Annotated in this window: 13 protein-coding genes and 1 tRNA gene; 8 read left to right on the forward strand and 6 right to left on the reverse strand. The window is 59.3% G+C overall.

Features of this window, described 5'->3' with window-relative positions:
• Nucleotides 1–1621 (forward strand): glycosyltransferase family 39 protein (locus tag AC3EA7_RS20090; protein WP_488615856.1); only part of this gene is annotated, 1621 nt, incomplete at its 5' end.
• Between the two features lie 64 nt (nt 1622–1685).
• Here AC3EA7_RS20090 and AC3EA7_RS20095 read toward each other — a convergent pair.
• Together AC3EA7_RS20095 and AC3EA7_RS20100 are read right to left on the reverse strand one after the other, a co-directional pair.
• Nucleotides 1686–1760: transfer RNA gene (locus AC3EA7_RS20095), tRNA-Ile, on the reverse strand.
• 43 nt (nt 1761–1803) lie between these two features.
• On the reverse strand, nt 1804–2094 hold the full coding sequence (locus AC3EA7_RS20100) for a putative quinol monooxygenase (protein ID WP_488615857.1): 291 nt from the start codon (nt 2092–2094) through the stop codon (nt 1804–1806).
• Between the two features lie 745 nt (nt 2095–2839).
• Between AC3EA7_RS20100 and AC3EA7_RS20105 the strand changes: the two genes are divergently transcribed.
• The 4 genes from AC3EA7_RS20105 to AC3EA7_RS20120 are packed head-to-tail and all read left to right on the forward strand — an operon-like array spanning nt 2840 to nt 7495.
• Nucleotides 2840–3322: a MarR family winged helix-turn-helix transcriptional regulator gene (locus tag AC3EA7_RS20105; protein ID WP_488615858.1), complete on the forward strand. Its 483-nt coding sequence runs from the start codon at nt 2840–2842 to the stop codon at nt 3320–3322.
• Nucleotides 3319–5124 (forward strand): ABC transporter ATP-binding protein, encoded by a 1806-nt coding sequence (locus AC3EA7_RS20110; RefSeq protein WP_488615859.1) that lies wholly within the window; start codon nt 3319–3321, stop codon nt 5122–5124. Before AC3EA7_RS20105 ends, AC3EA7_RS20110 begins: the two co-directional genes overlap by 4 nt.
• 56 nt (nt 5125–5180) lie before the next feature.
• Nucleotides 5181–5654, forward strand: coding sequence for a nitroreductase/quinone reductase family protein (locus tag AC3EA7_RS20115; protein ID WP_488615860.1), 474 nt, complete (start codon nt 5181–5183; stop codon nt 5652–5654).
• Complete coding sequence (locus AC3EA7_RS20120; RefSeq protein ID WP_488615861.1) at nt 5651–7495, forward strand: ABC transporter ATP-binding protein; 1845 nt, start codon at nt 5651–5653, stop codon at nt 7493–7495. The genes AC3EA7_RS20115 and AC3EA7_RS20120 overlap by 4 nt, the downstream gene beginning before the upstream one ends.
• Before the next feature lie 428 nt (nt 7496–7923).
• Here the strand turns inward: AC3EA7_RS20120 and AC3EA7_RS20125 are convergent, their stop codons facing one another.
• From AC3EA7_RS20125 to AC3EA7_RS20135, 3 genes are all read right to left on the reverse strand, one after another.
• A complete protein-coding gene (locus AC3EA7_RS20125; protein WP_488615862.1) occupies nt 7924–8187 on the reverse strand; it encodes a hypothetical protein in 264 nt (87 codons plus the stop codon).
• 222 nt (nt 8188–8409) lie between these two features.
• Nucleotides 8410–9000, reverse strand: a complete 591-nt coding sequence (locus AC3EA7_RS20130) for a hypothetical protein (RefSeq protein WP_488615863.1) — start codon at nt 8998–9000, stop codon at nt 8410–8412.
• Between the two features lie 118 nt (nt 9001–9118).
• Nucleotides 9119–10777, reverse strand: coding sequence for an STAS domain-containing protein (locus tag AC3EA7_RS20135; protein WP_488615864.1), 1659 nt, complete (start codon nt 10775–10777; stop codon nt 9119–9121).
• A gap of 422 nt (nt 10778–11199) precedes the next feature.
• Between AC3EA7_RS20135 and AC3EA7_RS20140 the strand changes: the two genes are divergently transcribed.
• A complete protein-coding gene (locus AC3EA7_RS20140) occupies nt 11200–12630 on the forward strand; it encodes a glutamine synthetase family protein (protein WP_488615865.1) in 1431 nt (476 codons plus the stop codon).
• Between the two features lie 258 nt (nt 12631–12888).
• Nucleotides 12889–16023: a glycoside hydrolase family 2 TIM barrel-domain containing protein gene (locus AC3EA7_RS20145; RefSeq protein WP_488615866.1), complete on the forward strand. Its 3135-nt coding sequence runs from the start codon at nt 12889–12891 to the stop codon at nt 16021–16023.
• On the opposite strand, the gene AC3EA7_RS20150 is transcribed toward AC3EA7_RS20145, so the two are convergent.
• Nucleotides 15986–16633: a flavodoxin domain-containing protein gene (locus tag AC3EA7_RS20150; RefSeq protein ID WP_488615867.1), complete on the reverse strand. Its 648-nt coding sequence runs from the start codon at nt 16631–16633 to the stop codon at nt 15986–15988. The genes AC3EA7_RS20145 and AC3EA7_RS20150 overlap by 38 nt on opposite strands.
• Before the next feature lie 340 nt (nt 16634–16973).
• On the opposite strand from AC3EA7_RS20150, the gene AC3EA7_RS20155 reads away from it, so the two are divergent.
• Nucleotides 16974–18992, forward strand: coding sequence for a glycosyltransferase family protein (locus tag AC3EA7_RS20155; RefSeq protein WP_488615868.1), 2019 nt, complete (start codon nt 16974–16976; stop codon nt 18990–18992).
• Nucleotides 18993–19295: the final 303 nt, after the last annotated feature.

Consider the following 19295-nt stretch of genomic DNA (forward strand, 5'->3'; position numbering starts at 1 on the left):
CTCAGACCTGCCCCTCCTGCCCCGACCCTGTCTGCCCGTACAGGTTATGGATGCGTTGACTATTCGCGCCAGCCAAATGACCGCGCGTGTGCACGGCGACCGTGGCCTGGCGCTCCTCATTGTTCTGTTTGCGCTCCTGCTGCCGCTGGCGACGCCACGAGTCTATGCAACCGATGAGGTGCAATACTACGTCTATCTGCGCTCGCTGCGCTTCGATGGCGATCTCGACTTTGCCAACGATTATCGCCGCTTTGCGGAACTGAACCCACGATCGGGGATCGAGGGGAGCCTGCTCCAGCCCAACCGCATCCGCCCCGCAACCGGGTTGTACGGCAATATCGCGCCGGTTGGCGCGGCGATCATGTGGGCGCCGTTCTTTCTGCTGGCGGATGCGCTGGTGCATCTTGCCAATCTGTTTGGCGCGCGCATTCCGGCGGATGGGTTTTCGGCGCCGTATCTGTATGCTGTCTGCTATGCCTCGGCGCTCTACGGGTTGCTGGGGGTGCTGCTCTCCTATCGCCTGGCGCGCCGCTTTGCCTCGGGATACGCGGCGACTCTCGCCAGTGCAACGATCTGGCTGGCATCGCCGCTGGTGTTTTACATGTACATTCAGATGCCGTTTGCGCATGCTACCGGTCTGTTCCTGACAGCGCTGTTCCTGACGATCTGGTACGAAACGCGGGAATGGGGACATGACGAAACGGATACGAGACGAGTGCGCGGTTGGCGGGCGTGGCTAGCGCTTGGGTTAGTCGGCGGGTTGATGACGATCACTCGCGAGCAACTGGGGTTGTTTCTGATCGCGCCGGCAATTGAGGCGCTCTGGCGGTATGCGCGTCTCCTCGGCGGGACCGACGCGGGTGCGGTCGGGGGCGGGTCTGGCGAGGGCGGGTCTGAGACCCGCCCCTACGAGGGGGGGGGATGGTTGGTGTTGCGCCATGCGTTGTTCGTTGCCACGTTTGTGGTGGCGATCACGCCGCAACTCCTTGTCTATCAAATCCTCAATGGCGCGCCGCGACCGGCGGGTGAGGTGAGCGGCAAATTGAACTGGTGCAGCCCGCATTTTATCGATACCCTGATCGACTTCAATCCCGCGCCGGATTTTTGGTGTCCCGGCGCCAGCGATTTCACCGCCGCCTTTCCGCCGTTCAGCCGGGGCGCGCTGGTCTGGAGCCCGGCGCTCGGTCTGGGGTTGATCGGTCTGGCGTTGCTCTGGCGGCATGATCGCCTGCTCGCCATTGCGCTAACGGCGGTATTTCTGACGCAGACCTGGATCAATGGCGCGTTTGGCACGACTTGGCATCTGACCGGCGCCTTCGGCTTTCGACGCCTGATTGAGTGTACGCCAATCTTCGTCATTGGGCTGGCGCTGTTGAATGATGCGCTTATCCGACGGGTCGGCAGGTTTGGGGTTTTCGTGCCTGCCGTGGTGCTGATTGGATGGAACTTTGGGCTGGTGCTGAACGCGACGGTGTTCAATGCAGAGACGAACCTGCGCCGCGGGTTAACCTGGCCCGATGTGTGGCGCTGGCAGATGGAAGCGCCACTGCGCGCTTTCAGGCTTGTCGGCGATCTGCTGTTCCGTCGTTGCCGGTTCTTCGAGAATCAGCCGTGTGAATGATTACAAAAACGGCAGGGGTGCACGTTCGTGCAGGGGTTAGAGGTTATACACTCCCTTGCGTGGATGGTGGGCCGCCCAGGACTCGAACCTGGAACCCAGTCGTTATGAGCGACGCGCTCTGCCATTGAGCTAGCGGCCCGCGCTGTGTATGGTACCACGCAGCGCGCTGTGATGCAAGCGTATCAGGCGATCAGCGAGTAGAACTCTCGCTCGCGTTTTTCCAGCATCGGAACGATTTCACCCTCGATAATCTCCTGGAAGTGTGGCGTGTCGCGATGCGCAGCCAGCGCTGCATGCGTTGCGTACTGCTCGTACAGAAGAAACATATCGGGGTTCTCCTGCGAGCGGCAGCAGTGATAGAGCAAACATCCCGGCTCATTCCGCCGCACCAGCGCCGCCATCCGGCGTAATGCTTCCTCGACGGCGTCTCCCAGACCGGGTTTGCAGATGTAGCGTGCGACCAGAACGATCATAGCGGCGCCCCCGATGTCTTGTGATCTGGCGGTTTCCACGGCATTATACCAGTTTTGGAAGAACTGAGAGAGGGTTCTGGGTTAGGAGTGCGTTTCTGCGCGTGCCCGTCCATTTTTTTCATCCTTGAGTCCACTGCAAAAAGGCTTAACCACAAAGGACACGAAGCGCACGAAGGTGAATAAGAACGAATCTCATTTTTGTGTCCCTTTGTGACCTTCGCGGTTAACCGCTTTTTGCAGTGAAGTCATCCTTAATATTGCGGTCAGTCAGACAAGATGTTCGCGTGTTCGTTGTGCAAGGCGCAACGGTCAACGCGCAGCGGTGGGCATGTTGCGGACGCATGACTGCGCAATGGCATCAGCAGCCTCGGCGGGGCTTTCACTTGCGGTGAGCGCAGTCGAACCGCGTGCAGTGAGCATGGTCGAACTGCGTCCTCAGCGAGGGCTTTAGCCCGTAGCGCCCCGGCGTTCTGCTGCGCGCCCCGGCAGTATGGTGCGAATGACCGCGCATGAAAACTTGCAATCTCCCTGCCTTCCACGTACCTCTTGCCCGTCGCTTCGCGCCGATGGCTGCTCGTTTCTCGCCTCACGCGAACGGGATAGCGCATAAGCGAATGTAACCGCAAAACGAGTGCGCATCGCACTGCTCGCTTTGTGCCTCGTGCCTCTCACCTTGCCCTGGATTTGACACACGATGGAAACAGGTGTATAGTTGCATCATCTGATTGTTGTAGGATGCACAGAAATGGCTCCTTCCGCTTACGAATGCGCCATACTGCTGCTCGATACCGTCCCCGGCTTGATGCGTGCGATAGCCAGCGCTATGCGTCAGCGTCAAGACGGTGATGACGATGCGCCAACGATGGGGCAGATGCGGATGCTGGCAAAGCTGGCTGAGCGCCCGTGGAGTCTGAGCGAACTTGCCGCAGCGCATCAGGTGACGCCATCATCGATGTCGCGCACGGTGGATGTCCTGGTGCAGCGCAAGTGGGTAGAGCGCACCGCAGCGCCAGACGACCGGCGTAAGGTGGTGCTGCGCCTTACCCCTGCCGGGCATGCGGTGCATGCCGCCATCCGTGATGTCGCCAGGGAAGCCGCTGCGCGCCTGATAGAGCAACTCGACGAACGCCAGCGCGCCCATCTCTACGAAGGGTTGAGCGCACTGTACGCATTGATCGATCATTCCTGTCAAACGCCGGATGAGACTGTGTCAGGAGAGACCCGATGAGTTCGCTTCGCCGTTCGCTGACCTTCCTGAAGCCGTATCTTGGAGTGACCATCGGCGCTGTTGTGAGCCTGGCGCTGGCGGCTGGCGCCAATCTGGCGACGCCGCACGTGTTGCGTTTGCTGATCGATCAGGGGATTGCAGACCGCAACGCTGGCGCGCTGGTATGGCTGGCGGCGGCGCTGGTGGGAATTGCGCTCGTGCGTGGCGTGTTCAGTTTCACGTCTGGCTTCTGGTCCGAAAAGGTGTCGCAGGCGGTCGCCTACGATCTGCGCAATACGCTGTTTGCCAAAATCCAGGGGCTGAGTTTTTCGTACCATGACCGGGCACAGACCGGGCAGTTGATGACACGTATTACCAGCGATGTCGAGCAGGTGCGCACCTTCATCGGCATGGGGTTGCTGCAACTGTTGAATGCCCTGGCGCTGATCATCGGCTGCATTGGTGCGATGCTCCTGATGAACTGGCAACTGGCGCTGCTGGTGTTGCTGACCGTTCCTTTGATGGCAGGGATCATCGGCTTCTTTATGAACGTCGTGCGACCGCTCTTCGATCAGATCCAGCAGCGACTCGGCGCGCTCAACACGGCGCTCCAGGAAAATCTGGCCGGCGTGCGCGTTGTGCAGGCGTTCGCACGTGAACCATACGAGTGGCAGCGCTATAATCATCTGAATCAGCGCCTGCTCGACGTCAATGTGCAATCGGTTCGAGCCATGTCGCTGGCGTTTCCGCTCATTTTCTTCATCGGCAACCTGGGCACGCTGGCAGTGATCTGGTTTGGCGGATATCGGGTGATCGATGGCGTCCTGACGATTGGTGAGCTGGTGGCGTTCAATACCTACCTGGCGCTGCTGATTATGCCGCTCATGATGCTGGGCATGATTATGGCGCAGTTGACGCGCGCGGCGGTCAGCGCAGAGCGGATCTTCGAGGTGCTCGACGTCGAAAGCGAAGTGCATGATCGCCCCGGCGCCCGTCCGCTGCCGCCTATCAGGGGTCGGGTCGCATTTGAGCACGTCTGGTTCGGCTATGGTGTGCGTGCTGACAGCGATCCGACGCTCGATGGACGCCATCCGATCCGCGAGGACAAATACATCCTCAAGGATGTCTCATTTGTCGCCGAGCCGGGGCAGACCGTCGCTGTTCTGGGAAAGACCGGCGCCGGTAAGAGCACGATTATCAACCTGATTCCGCGTTTCTACGATGTCACTCACGGACGGGTCACGATTGACGGGATCGATGTGCGCGATGTGACGCTGGAGAGTCTGCGAGCGCAGATCGGGATTGTGTTGCAGGATACCACACTGTTCAGCGGGAGTGTGCGCGACAATATCGCGTATGGTCGCCCCGATGCGAGTGATGCCGAAGTTGAAGCGGCGGCGCGTGCTGCGCAGGCGCACGAGTTCATCATGATGTTGCCGAATGGGTACAACACCATCGTCGGCGAACGCGGCGTTGGGTTGTCGGGCGGGCAGAAGCAACGCATTGCGATTGCACGTGCACTCCTGCGCGATCCGCGCATCCTGATCCTCGACGACAGCACCTCGTCGGTTGATGCAGAAACCGAGTATCAGATTCAACAGGCGCTTGAACGGTTGATGGAAGGGCGCACCTCATTCGTGATTGCGCAGCGCATCAGTACGGTGCGTCGCGCCGATCTCATTCTGCTGCTCGATAACGGGCGCATCGTCGCACGGGGAACGCACGAGGAATTGCTGGCGACCAGCGCGCTCTATGGCGAGATCATCGACTCGCAGTTTGGCGGAGTGCGGGAAGAGGTCGAGACGATAGGGATTGAAGGTTAAGAGCGGAAACGCCCTCGATCCTTGAGGTCTTGGGTCCTGGGGACTGACGACGTTCTATGGCAAGACATCATCCGATCTTTGTACAACTGGTCAAAGTCGCAACCGCAACCCATGCGGCGCTCTACCGGTTGATGCGCGGAGCGTTGCCGCATCCGTTCTTGGGACGGCACTGCATTTTGCTGACAACCACTGGCCGGCGCAGTGGGAAGAAGCGCGTTACGCCGCTGCTATTCGTGCGCGACGGTGGCGACTACGTTGTGGTCGGGTCGTGGGGCGGCAATGATACGCCGCCGCACTGGTATCTCAACCTGCGTTCCGATCCGCGCGTGATGATCGACGATCACGGCTATGTTACCCCGGCTGTGGCGATTGAGGTGGACGACCCCGAAGAATATAAACGTCTGTGGAAACAACTGGTCGCAATCTATCCGACGTATGAGGCATACCGGCGACGCACCACGCGGCGATTGCCCATTGTGCGGTTGAGTCCGGTTGGCATGGTGAAGCCTGGCAGGGAGAAACGCATATGATGCACATGCTGCAACGGGTCGCTGAACTACCGCAAGAGCACGCCGAGAATCGCGGTGCGGTCGCCCGGCGGTTGCTGGGCTATCTGCTTCCCTACTGGCGGCGATTGCTGGCGATCCTGGCGCTGGTTCTGATTGCCGCAGCCTCACAGGCGCTCGGTCCGCTGGTGATCGGCGTGGCGATCGATCGTGCGATTGCGCAGCGTGATGGCGGTGAATTGAACCGTTTGATGCTGACGTTGCTGGTCATCTTTGTTGCCGGTATGGCTGCCGGGCGCTACCAGTTTATGTTGATGGGCGAGGTGGGGCAGCAGGTGCTGGCGCAATTGCGCAGCGAGATCTTTGCAGCGCTGCAACGGATGTCGCTTCGTTTCTTCGACCGCCGTCCGGCAGGCGAGTTGATGTCGCGCCTGGTCAATGATACCGAAGTCATCACACAACTGATGGGTCAGGGGTTGGTGCAGGTTCTTGGCAGCCTGTTTGGGCTGATCGGCATCCTGGTGGCGATGGTGGCGCTCGACTGGCGCCTGGCGTTGGCGAGTTTCATTGTCATTCCGGTGATGATCTGGATGACCGGTCTGTTTTCGCAGATGTCACGACGGGCATTCCGCCGCACCCGTGAAGCAATCGGCGATGTGTCGGCGGAAATCCAGGAGGAAATTGCCGGTGTCAAAGTGGCGCAGGCGTTTACGCGCACGAGTCTCAACCAGCAGCGGTTTGCGCAACGCAACGCTGCCAACCGCGATGCCAACGTCAATGCAACCGCCATCACGTCAGCGTTCATGCCCGCAGTGGATGTGCTCTCGACAGTCGCCATTGCGATTGTTGCCGGGTTCGGCGGCTGGCTGGTGATCCAGGGCGCCGCCACCGTCGGCGTGGTGGTCGCATTTCTGACCTATGTGCAGCAGTTCTTCCGACCGGTGCAGGCGCTGTCCGCCTTCTACACGACGACGCAGTCGGCGCTGGCGGCGGGTGAGCGTATCTTCGCCCTGATCGACACGCCGCCCGATCTCGTCGATGCGCCGGATGCGCAACCGCTGGGGCGGATCGAGGGGCGAGTGGAGTTCGATCACGTCTGGTTCAGCTACGGCGCTCGACCGGGGGAACAACCGGTAGACGAAGAGCGGTATGTGCTGAAGGACATCTGCCTGACGGCGGAACCGGGACAGACGATTGCGTTGGTCGGTCCGACCGGCGCCGGGAAGACGACGCTTGTTAACCTGATCGGGCGGTTCTACGATGTCAGCGCGGGAGCGGTCCTGATCGACGGCGTCGATGTGCGGAACGTCACCCGCGCCAGTCTGCGATCGCAGATGGGGGTTGTGCTCCAGGATAGTTTTCTCTTTTCGGGAACGATTGCCGACAATATTCGTTATGGGCGGCTCGACGCGACCGATGCGGAGGTTGAAGCGGCGGCGCGCGCTGCCAATGCTCACGAATTCATTCTGCGTCTGCCGGATGGGTACCAGACGCAGCTCAGTGAGCGGGGCAGCAACCTCAGCCAGGGGCAGCGGCAGTTGATCGGCATTGCGCGTGCGATCCTGGCAGACCCGCGTATCCTGATCCTCGACGAGGCAACCAGTAGCGTCGATACCCGTACCGAGCAGTTGATCCAGCAGGCGCTGCGACGGTTGTTGCGCGGGCGCACCAGTTTTGTGATCGCCCATCGCCTTTCGACGGTGCATGATGCCGATCTGGTGCTGGTGCTGGATCAGGGGCGAATCGTCGAGTGCGGCACGCACGACGAATTGCTGGCGCGCGATGGATTGTACGCCGAGCTGCATCGGCGTCAGTTCCGTGATGAGCCGGTGGTCAGGCGTCAGGCGTCAGGCGTTAGGCGTTAGGGGTGATTGCAGCGGGTGGATGGGGTGGTCGCCAGGCGTCAGGCGTTAGGCGTCAGGCGTTGGGGGTGATTGCAGCGGGTGGATAGGGTGGTCGCCGGGCGTCAGGCGTCAGGCGTTAGGGGTGATTGCAGCGGATGGATAGGGTGGTCGCCGACTCGCTCGTGCCTCATAGAGCGATCAACCAGGCGATCAGTCAGACAGGATATTCGAGCGCCCGGTTCTCACGGTGTAACGATCCACCACGCGCGTTGGCGGTCGTGGATGCATGACTGCGCCTTGGCATCAGCCATCCACTCGTCCGCCCGGCGGCTGAAGCCGCAGGCTACGATTGCAAAGCCCGCCTGCGCGGGCTGCATCGGGCGATGCCGGATGATGTTCACTGTCCAAATGACTGCGCATAATTGTCCAGGTCTCAGTTGATCGCCCTATCAGACGATCACGTGTCTGACGAGTTCTGAGTCCTTCGGAACATGCACGATCAACGCGCTGTCCGACGACAGGAGCGCGGACTGCTGATCGAGTTCGTCCGGTGATAGCCCCATACGCTCGATCTGTTCGAGTTCGAGCCGGTAGCCCTCGATGCAGCGCACTGCGGCATAGACCGTTTCAATCTGCGTGCATGTGTCTGCCAGGCGCGCCAGGAAGCGGGTAGTAATCTTTTCACGATGAAGCGCCCAGTCAAGAGGCGTCACTTCCGGGTCTTCCCGTAACGCAGGCGGGAAGGGTTGTCGCCATTGATTGATGTCCTGTGCGGCGCTTTTCCATAGATCGGCGCGCAGTTCCTCGAATACGGATGGAATGGTGAGCGCAGGATCATTCCGGCGCCAGCGTGTCAGCAGCGTCAGCCGCTTGAGGGAAACGCTGGTCCCCGGATGCAGGAGGAGCGCCGGTCTGACGCCGATAGTCGCATCGAACTATCGCTGGACATACGGCTCGAGCATGCGGTATCCTTCGCCGAGCGAGTTCCGCGCCGCCGACATTTCGCCCAGGTTGAGATAACAGCGCGCTGCACCGACGCGCGCCAGGATCAGGGTTTTGAGCAATGGGGCGATCAGCCATCCTCCCTGAACGTACTCATCTTCCAGCAAACCGCGGTAGTAGTGTTCGGTGTCAGAAAACTTCTCAATCGCCTGATGTGCGTGTTCCCGCCGGTTCCCTGGATCATGCATCTCGAACGCTCTGCGCGCCAGATCGAGCGCTGTGCCGAGTTTACTGACCACGGTCAGATCAACTTTCCGCTCGATCCGTTCCAGGCTCTGCTTAATCGTGTCGAGTTCCTTCTTAATCGTATCCAGGCGCTTCATCATGAGTGCGAATCCAACCACTGCCACGCCCAGCGTCAGCAACGACGTCGATGCGATCAGCGTTTGGAAAGCGAGGGGTCCGAGATTGGCGGACAGCGCAGCCGGTGCGTTATCGCCGATTTGACGAAGCCAGGCGATGACCTGTTTGCTTTTGACATCCCGTACCACGCCGCCGACGAGTTCGTAAGCGCCGGAATGCAATCCGGCTGCGATCGTTGGCGCCGAGTGTGACCGTGATGAGCGGGATGGGTGTTGTCATGCGACTGCTCCTGATCGTTGGGTTTACTGCGAGACGGCGTGGTCTAACCAAGCGCTGCGCCTAATGCCTCACACGCACCATCGCGTGCCTGATGCCGTTCGCCTCTTGCCTCACGCCTGACGCCGCGCGCATGATGCGCATGGCATACTCCAGCCCTTCGCGCAGCGTGGCGCGGGTCGCCAGATCGCCGAGGTCGATGCCGCTGGCGACAAGCGCCTGCGCAACTTCGGGGTTGATGCCGACGAGAATGCAGCGCGCGCCGAGCAGACGCGCTGCGCTGGTCGCCTGGATCAGCCAGCCGCTAATCTGTGCATCAATCACCGGAACGCCGGTGATGTCGAGAATCGCCACCTGCGCACGTTCGGCGACGATGCGGCCCAGCAGTCGCTGCTGTAACAGTTGGGCGCGTTCAGCATCGATCTCGCCGACGAGCGGGGCGACCAGCACGCCTTCCGTGATCGGAATAATAGGCACGCTCAATTGGCGGACGGTAGCGCTCAGTTGCTCGCGCGCCGCCGTTTCTTCACGAAGCTGGTGCAGCATATGTTCGAGTTCAGCCGCGCGCTCCGCCAGCAGCGCGTTCTGATGACGCACTTCAGCGCGCTCACGCTCGAGTTCCGCCGCCATGTCGTTGAATGCGTGCGTCAGCAGCGCCAGTTCGCGCCCGCCACGCGGCTGAATGCGGATGGCGGCGTCACCGCGCGCCAGTTGGGTAGTGGCAGCAACCAGTTCATTGAGCGGACGAGTGATGAGCGATGCCAGCAGAACACCGAGCGTAATTCCGATCAGGAGAAGCGCTGCGAGGACCACGCCGCTGATCGCCTGCATCTGAACCGTTGCCCGATCAACGTCGATTGCTGCAATGCTCAGCGCCATCAACGCCGTATCGGACAGTGCCACCGTTTCGCGGGATATTTGCGCCGCATGTGGCTTCAGGCGACTGTTGATCAACGCCTCGGTGCGGATATAGTTGCTTGATAGCTTCGTCATGCTCGTGAATGAACGGTCGAAGCTGTCAGAAATGCTCTGAAGTCGTTCCAGGTCATCCGGCCGCACGACGCGCGGATTGCTGTTGAGCACCAGGTATCGTCGTAAAAAGGTGCGCGCCTGCCGCAGTTCCGCAAGCGCATTGTCTGCGGCAATTGTTGTGTCTTCACTCTGCATCCGCCCGATCCAGACATAGGCGAGTTGCAGACAGGCGCTGGCGCGGCTCAGATCCATGAGCGCCAGATAGTCGGATGAAGAGGTCGGTCGGGCGTTGCTGACCGCCTGCTCGATGATCTGATATTGTAGAAGAAAGGAGGTATAGAGATCATCGCGCGTGCGTTGCTGGCTCACGATGCCATTGTAGGCATCGTCGAAAATCTGCCGGTATGCGACTGTCTGGTTCTTAATCCGACGCAGATGACTGACCATTGCCGAATTGCGCGTGTCGCGCTCCAGACGATCAATGGTTCGCTGGAGCATGTCGAGCTGGCGCACCGCATCCTGATAGTTGCGTTCGTTCGGTTGTTGCAGGTAGCGATCGATGGCTCGCTGTGCATCGGCGACGGCTGTGATGGCTTCGATACTGTGGCGAGCGTCGATGGTGACATTGGCGCTCAGCGCTTCCAGCCGGTCACGGATGTCGTGCAGATGAAACAGGGTAAAGAGACCAAATACCAGGGTCAGTGAAACGACGATGCCGTATCCCAGGATAAGCCGTGAACGCAGGGACATGGTGCGTTCTATTGGAATGTGTCTGATGGCAGGGGCGGGCGTAGCCATAGGCGTTGATGCTGCAATGCTGGCGCTGATGGACGTTGCATACGATTTTGACACAGATTATACCCGGTTTATCAGTGATGAATGTAACAGGATGTAAGCAAAACGCGATCAACTCTGATGCACTGCGGAGTATGTTCGTAGAACGCACGTGCAGACCATCATCGTACAGCGATGCGCTCAGCGCAATCTTTCCCTCGGGAAAAGGGTTTCGGCGCTGTTGCGTCTCGCAGTGACAGCAGCGCGCAATGTTCGGGCAGACGATCGGCGCTGTGCCGCACCGCCCTTCCTGCAATGAGCAATCAGCAATCGGGTACAATGATGGTTGTTGGCGCGCGACTCGCTCGCCAGTCTATTCTGAAAGTAAGGATGTCCCTATGACCGGTCCATTGCGTGATTTTCTGGAAATCCCCTACGACGAACTCGAAGAACTGAACCTGCAAATGAAGGCGTTGCGTCTGGCGCGAACGCCAGTTGACATCCTGCGCGAGGAGCGTAGCCGGTATCTTGCCGATGAAAAGCGCATCAAGGCAGTCACTGTTTGCTTTGCCGATCTCGAGGGCCGGCTGCACATGCTGGACTACGATAAAAAGTTCCTGCTCAAATCTGCCGACAATCTGACATTCGACGGCTCCTCGATCCGCGGCTTCTCGCGCCAGGCCGAATCCGATCTCCGGCTGGCGATTGATTGGGCGGCGTTCTACTGGCTGCCGGCGGATGTTTTCGGACCGGGCAAGGTGCTGGTGTTTGGCGAGGTGCTGGAACCGGATGGAACGCCATATAATGCGGATATGCGCTCGAAGCTGAAGCGCTACGCCGACGATCTGTTCCGCCGTGAGGGTCTGGTCTGTCACGTAGCGACTGAGATCGAAGGATTTCTGTTCCAGGGGCAGCACGCCGAGCAGCGTTACCGCGAAACAGACCACTTCGAGTTCATTACGACCAGCGGGTATTATCACTCGTTGCCGGGTGATGCGCTCCGTCTGTTCATTGACACGGCGGCTGAGGCGCAGCGTGCCATGGGATTTGCCAACGAAAAAGACCATCCCGAAGTGGCGCCGGCGCAGTTCGAGATGAACTACTCCTACACCGAAGCGCCGATTGCCGCCGATCAGGTGCTGCTCTACAAACTGGTCTGCCGCCAGGTGGCGCATAAATTGGGGATGACGGCGAGTTTTCTGCCCAAGCCGGTCACTGGCGTGAATGGCAGCGGGATGCACACCAACCTGTCAATCGCGCGCGGTGATACGAACCTGTTCTACGACTCCGCCGGACGCGACGGCATTTCAGCGTTTGGCTGGAGTTTCATCAACCGTATTCTCCACCATGCCCGCGATCTCTGCCTGATTCTCAATTCGAGCGTCAATGCGTATCGTCGCCTCGATCCACACTATGAAGCGCCAAATGAGATTAAAGCCTCGCCGATTGATCGTGGCGCGATGATCCGCATCCCCATCGGCAATGTGCGTTCAGCGCGTGTCGAGGTGCGATCAATTGCGCCGGACGCCAATCCGTACCTCGCCATCTATGCGTTGCTCCGCACCGGCTTGGAGGGTCCGGAGGGTCAAGTGGTCGATCCATATCAACCGATCGGCATTCTTCCCGACAATATCTATGATGCGCTCGAGGATTTCAGGTGCAGTGCGCTGGTCAAAGAGATCATGGGTGAGGATGTGGCGACGCGTTTTGCCGCTGCCAAGCAGGCGTCCGCCGATCGTTGCCCGCGTCTGCTCGGCACGATTATCAAGCGCGCCGAGATTCAGTTCCACCATGAGGTGACTAATCAGCATTTGTGGAATCTCTTCTGATGCTAACGCCTTTCAAATAGTCTCGCACAAAGGCGCAGAGGCACGAAGACTCTGCGCCTTGAAATCGTGTTGCCGGCTCATGCTTTCCCTGCGTCTGCCTGAATGCTTGATTGTCAGGCGTCATTGTGAACCACAATGCCTTGCTCGTGATCGTCTCCGCGACGCAATCTCCTGATGGCCTCTTCGCAGGCAGGTAGCGGAATGTGCAGGAGACGTCTGGCTCGGGTTGACCGCTATCAACTGAAAGGTATTGCTCCCATGCACTCTGACCCGCCGCTCCCCATGCTCTTCATCGCCGGTATGAAAAGTTGGGAAATGCCTGAATTGACGGCGCTCAATACGCTGCCAGCACACGCGCTGACCGTTCCGTTCCCGCCGGATGCCGATATTGCCATCGACCCTTCAGCCTCGCCGTGGTATCAGAGCCTGAGCGGAGCGTGGGAGTTTCGTCTGCTGCCGCGCCCCGAAGCGGCAACTACGGCTGCGATGGCGGAAGATGGCTGGCAACCGATCCAGGTTCCCGGTAACTGGACGATGCAGGGGTTCGGCAAGCCCCACTACACGAATGTGCAGATGCCCTTCCCGCATATGCCGCCGTCTGTGCCGGACGATAATCCGACCGGCGTCTATCGCCGCCGGTTTGCGCTTCCACCGGGATGGCGCGGACGCCGGATCGTCCTGCATATCGCCGGGTGTGAGGGAGCGTGCTACGTGTACCTCAACGGCGTGCCGGTCGGACTGCACAAGGACTCGCGCACGCCTGCCGAGTATGATGTGACCGGCATGGTGCGCTTCGATGCGCCGAATGAACTGATCGCCGTCGTGTTGCGCTGGTCCGACGCCAGTTTTGTGGAGGATCAGGACCACTGGTGGCAGTCGGGCATTCACCGTGATGTCTTCCTCTATGCAACCGATACGGTCTACCTGGCGGATCTGTCGGCACGGGGCGATGTGAGCGATGATCTGGGCGAAGGAATGCTGCGGGTGCGCTGTACGCTCGACGCTATCGGCGAAGCCGGCGAGCATACCCGCGTCGAGGCGCAACTCTACGATGCAAGCGGCGCGCCAATCTTTGCCGAGCCGTTGAGCGCAACCTATACGCAGACCCACCCGCGTTTCGGGGTGCGCCGGTTCGTGCGCCCGGAATTGCACCTGGAAGGGCGGATCGAGTCGCCGCACCTCTGGTCGGCGGAAACGCCGTACCTGTACACGCTCGTCGTTACCGTCTACGGACCGGCGGGACCGAAATGCCACACATGCCGTGTCGGGTTTCGCTCGATTGCCGTCCGCAACCGGCAACTGCTGGTCAACGGCAGGGCGATCACGATCAAAGGCGTCAACCGCCACGACCACTCCGATACTACCGGCAAGGCGGTCAGCCGGGAGCTGATGGAACTCGACATTCAGCGCATGAAGCAGTTCAACATCAATGCTGTGCGTACCTCCCACTATCCAAACGACCCGTACTGGCTCGATCTGTGCGACCGCTACGGTTTGTACGTGATCGACGAGGCGAATGTCGAGTCGCACGCCTTCTACTTCGATCTCTGCCGCGATGCGCGCTACACGCGCGCGTTCGTCGAGCGGATGCGCAACATGATCGAGCGCGACAAGAACCATCCTTCGGTCATTCTCTGGTCTTTGGGGAATGAGAGCGGGTATGGTCCTAACCACGACGCAGCCGCCGGTCTGGCGCGCCGTCTCGATCCGTCGCGGCCGCTGCACTACGAGGGCGCCATTTCGCGCTGGATGGGGGAGTCGTGGCAGGGCGGGCGCGCTGTCACCGATGTTATCTGCCCGATGTATGCACCGATTGATGAGATAGTCGCCTGGGCGGAGCAGGAGACTGATGATCCGCGTCCCCTCATCCTGTGCGAATACTCGCACGCGATGGGGAACAGCAATGGCAGTCTGGCGGATTACTGGGACGCATTCGAGCGTTATCCGGCGTTGCAGGGCGGCTTCATCTGGGAATGGCTCGATCACGGCATCCGCGTCGCCGATGATCATGGACGCACCTATTGGGCGTATGGCGGCGATTTCGGCGATGTCCCCAATGACGCCAACTTCGTCTGCGATGGGCTGGTGTGGCCCGACCGCACGCCGCACCCGGCGTTGTATGAGTACAAATATCTGATCCAACCGGTGCGGGTCGAACTGGTCGATCCATCGGGCGAGACCTTGCGGATCATCAACCGCCAGGATTTTGCCGGCATCGACTGGCTCTCTGGCACATGGGAAGTGACCGCCGATGGCGTACCGGTTGCATCGGGCGCACTGCCGGCAGTGCGCGCCGCGCCGGGCGAGTCGCAGATGGTGAATCTCGATCTCAGCGCAGTGAGCAGCATTCCTGGTGAGCGATACCTGACGCTGCGTTTCTACCAGCGCGATGACACACTCTGGGCGCCAGCCGGGCACGAGGTCGCCTGGCAGCAACTGCCGCTGCCGGCGATTGCCGGTTCGCCTGACCTGGAAGCGCCATCAACACCGGTTGCCATCGAGCAAACCGCCGATCAGGTCGTGCTGCGCGCGGGCGGGGTGCGCGCCGCTTTCGACATAGCAACAGGATTGCTGACAGCGTTCGGCGGTGACGAGAACCTGATCGTTCGCGGACCGCTGCTGAACGTCTGGCGCGCCGCGACAGACAACGACGGGCTAAAGGTGTGGAACGAGCCGGAAAAACCGCTGGCGCGCTGGCAGGCGCTGGGTCTGTACCGGATGCAATATCGCCTGCGCAGAACGGAACTGATCGCCGTCAGCGACGAAGCAGCCGCCGTCGAAATCGAGCATAGCGCCTCTGGACGCGATCAGTGGGACGACTTTACCCATATCCAGCGCTACACGCTGTATGCCAGCGGTGAGTTGCGGGTGGAAAACACGGTCATTATCGGCAATGCGATTAGCGACATCCCGCGCGTCGGGGTGAGCCTGACGCTGACTCCAGGGCTTGAGCATCTCGAATGGTACGGGCGCGGGCCGTGGGACAATTACAGCGACCGCAAAGCCAGCGCAATCGTGGGACGCTGGCGCTCGACGGTTACCGATCAGTATGTGCCCTACATCATGCCGCAAGAGCACGGGCACAAAACCGACGTGCGCTTCCTGCGCCTGACCGATGCCGATGGGCGCGGGTTGTTCGTCGCCGGATACCCAACCTTTGAGTTCTCGGCGCTGCATCACAGTGACGACGACCTGTTCCGCGCCCGGCATACGATTGATCTGACGCCGCGTGCTGAGGTGTTTCTCAATATCGATGCAGCGCATCGTGGGCTTGGGACGTTGAGTTGTGGACCTGATACACTCGATCGATACCGCCTGATGGAGCGCGAATATCGATTTGCCTATCGGATGCGAGTTATGCTGGCACAAGCATCTCTTCCGCCCATGCCTTGATCGCCGTCCAATCACGGCGGTCCTCTTCGACGGCGCCGACCATCCGGGCGATGAGCCGGTCGAGGAACGACAGTCGCGCAAAGTTCATGGCGCCGGCGAAATACGCCTCGGCTGCCGGGTTGATCAGCGGGCGCACGGCATCGAGATATGCCGCGCGATTGGCGCGGCTGGTTTCATCGTCGCCAGTATTCAGCATGTGGACGGTAAAGAGCGCGACCGGCACACTGTTCAATGTTGCCTGGTTTGCCTTGACGAAATCGACTGCCTCGGGCAGCCAGCGACCCATGCGAATGGCGCTGCCGACAATGACGGCATCGTAGCCGGTGATCGTCGGTCGGGCGCTGATCGGTCTCACATCAACAGCGAAACCACGGTCATTGAGCGTCTGGGCGATGGCGGCGGCAATTTCAGCGGTAGAACCGGCACGGGTGGCATAGGTGACAAGAATACGCCTGCTCATGGTGCTCTCCTCTGCAAAAGTCAGATTAACGACAACGGACTCTGGCGCGCGTGTGGCGACGTACCCGCCGCCGATGCAGGCGACGGTCGTCGCTGCCAGACCGATTCCCGCGGCCTTGAGAAAACGTCGTCGGCTGGACGTTCTGCTCATATTTGTTTCCTTCCTCATAATGTGCACATGAGTGCAAAAAGCTTCGTATGCGCTTTATCGTTGCATTGTTCATCAGGAAGTGTACAATCTCTGGCACGCTGACGAACCACATCTTTGTGTAGGACAAAGGAAGACTGCGCTTACAGGTCACGCCGATGAGCAGATCACAGAGGCGTTATGGCAGTCAGGCGCATGTGTCGCCTACCCTGTATGGTGTGTCTCAAGCGCAGAAAAGGTGAGTATACTGTGGCATGCATGACCGACGCTGAACGTTGAGCATAGCCACGTGGAGCGGCGCCAACAGACGCCGCATATAAAGTATGTGCAACGGAATATCGACATGATGAAAGCTCTGGCTCGTCTTCAATCCGGACAGACATCGAACCGACAGATACTTGCGCAGAAGCGAGTGGCGCCGATGGTTGCGCCGCTCGTTGCACTCTACACTCTTGCACTGATCGGATTGACGTTCGTCTACTGGCTCAACCCGGTTGTGGCGCTCAACATCGGCAACACATATTCTCGCCCATATCTGCACCGTTTTTACGCTAACGAGCGAAATGAGCGGCTTGATTTTGCCTACACCACGCAAGGCTCTGCGATTGTGCTGCCGGGACCGGCTGCAGGACCATACCTGGTTCGGTTGCGGATCGGCGGCTGGCGACCGTTGCCTCACGAAGATGCCGTCCTGACTCTCCGCTCAGAGCGCCACGCTGTAACTATCCCGGTGCGTCGGCGACTGGCGACATACGATCTGTTCTTTCCTGCGACCTCGGGTGATCTCGTCATTGCATTCGAGAGCAATCTGTACACGCCATCTTCCGCCGATCCGCGACTGCTGGGGGTGGCGCTGGATCGAGTGGAAGTACAGGGGCAGGGTGTACTGCCGCCACTGACAACAACAATTCAGATTCTGGCGATCATCTCGCTCTTCTGGTTCTTCTGGCGTCGTGTGGGTTTGAAGCCGGCGATAGTATTTCTCCTGACAGGCGTCGTCCTGTTCGCCGCGCTTGTGGGGTTATTTCAGGCGCGGCTCTTTATTACCGTCGCCTTGGGGCGCTGGATCGCGGTACTGGTGTTGTTGCACCTGGTTTTCTGGCCCCTGCAGCAGCTGATGCGCACTATTATGCGGCGTTATAACTTGACCGTCAGCGCAGTGGGATGGAAGTGGTTATGGGGCATATTCGGAGCAGCGTTGCTCTTCAAGGTTGGCGGCGCTCTCTATCCGCACGCAATCTTTATCGATGAGTGGCCGCATATGCAGCGAGTGCGGATGGTGCTGGACGGGCGCTTCCTCGAACTGTATCGTCCGGGTTTCACTTCATTCTTGGGGGGAACGGTTGGGCTTGAGGCGGGCTACCTGCCATATTCGCCGCTCTGGTATCTGATCATCGCGCCGATCCATATGGCGGGCATCCCGATTGGCGATGCAATGAATGGACTGAATGCGCTGCTCGATGTGAGTAAAGGATTGATGATCTTCCTGATCACCTTGAAAACGCTTCATCGTGAACGAACAGCGCTGATTGCATCAGCGCTGTATCATTTGTTGCCTATGCCCTACTTCTTGATGTCCTGGGGAAACTATCCGACGCAGTTTGGCTTGTGGGCTTCTCTGGCGGTGTTGACTTTTCTGGCGCTCAACTATCAACAGATGCCCATGCTGCGCGAATGGAAACGGTTTGGATTATGGGTGGGCTTGTTGGCGCTGTCGATACTGTCGTACACGATCATTGGGGTTATGACCTTCACAATGCTGGGTATTCTGATGCTTTTCAAGATGTTGCAAGGAACAAAAACAAACCGGGAATTCGTTCTATCTTTGTTGATTGGGATGATTCTGGCTGAAGGTTTTGCTTTTGCCATATATCACGTGCAATTCGCAGCAGTTTTTGTGAATTCGACCCTACCGTCGATCGTGAACAATATCATTAATATGACTGGCGCCGAATTGCGCCCCGATGTAGAGGCGCGAGAAAGTCCATTGAGCAATTTTCTGGCGAATACTATCTTTCTACGCAATCATACGACCTATCTTTTGTTGGCGCTGACAATTGTAGGGCTGGGAGGTCTCTATTTCGAGCGATCGGGACGCCAGTATGGATTCTTTTGGGGTGCATGGCTGGCTATCTTTGTTTTGTATACGCTTGTAAGCGCTTATGTTGCCGATATGGTGCTCAAACATATTTTATTTGTCATGCCTCTGATCTGCATCAGCGCCGCGCTGACGCTGAACGCGATCTGGGATCGATGGCGATATGGTCGAATGGTCACTATTGTGACCGCAATCTTTCTCTTTGCGGTCGTTGTGGATCGCTGGTGGTTCTACCTCCTGATTAAGCGGCACGATGTGATGTGATGCCAAACGTCTGCCATATCCACCTGCAATGCGCATGCGAGTCGTGGCAACGACCGGGGTGTCGGCTGCCACTTTCTCTCATAGAGCGATCAACCAGAAGGTGCACAACACTTGTGCGTGGTAGCCGTCGAGCGGCGGACGTTGGCTGAGCCTGTCGAAGCCAACGTCCGCCGCTCCACGTCCTTGATGGTCCAGGTTGTGGTTGATCGCTCTGTGAGAGAAAGTGGCAGCCGACACCCCGGTCGTTGCCACGACTCGCATGCGCATTGCAGGTGGATATGGAAGACGTTTGGCATCACATCA

The organism is Roseiflexus sp. (assembly GCF_057785375.1).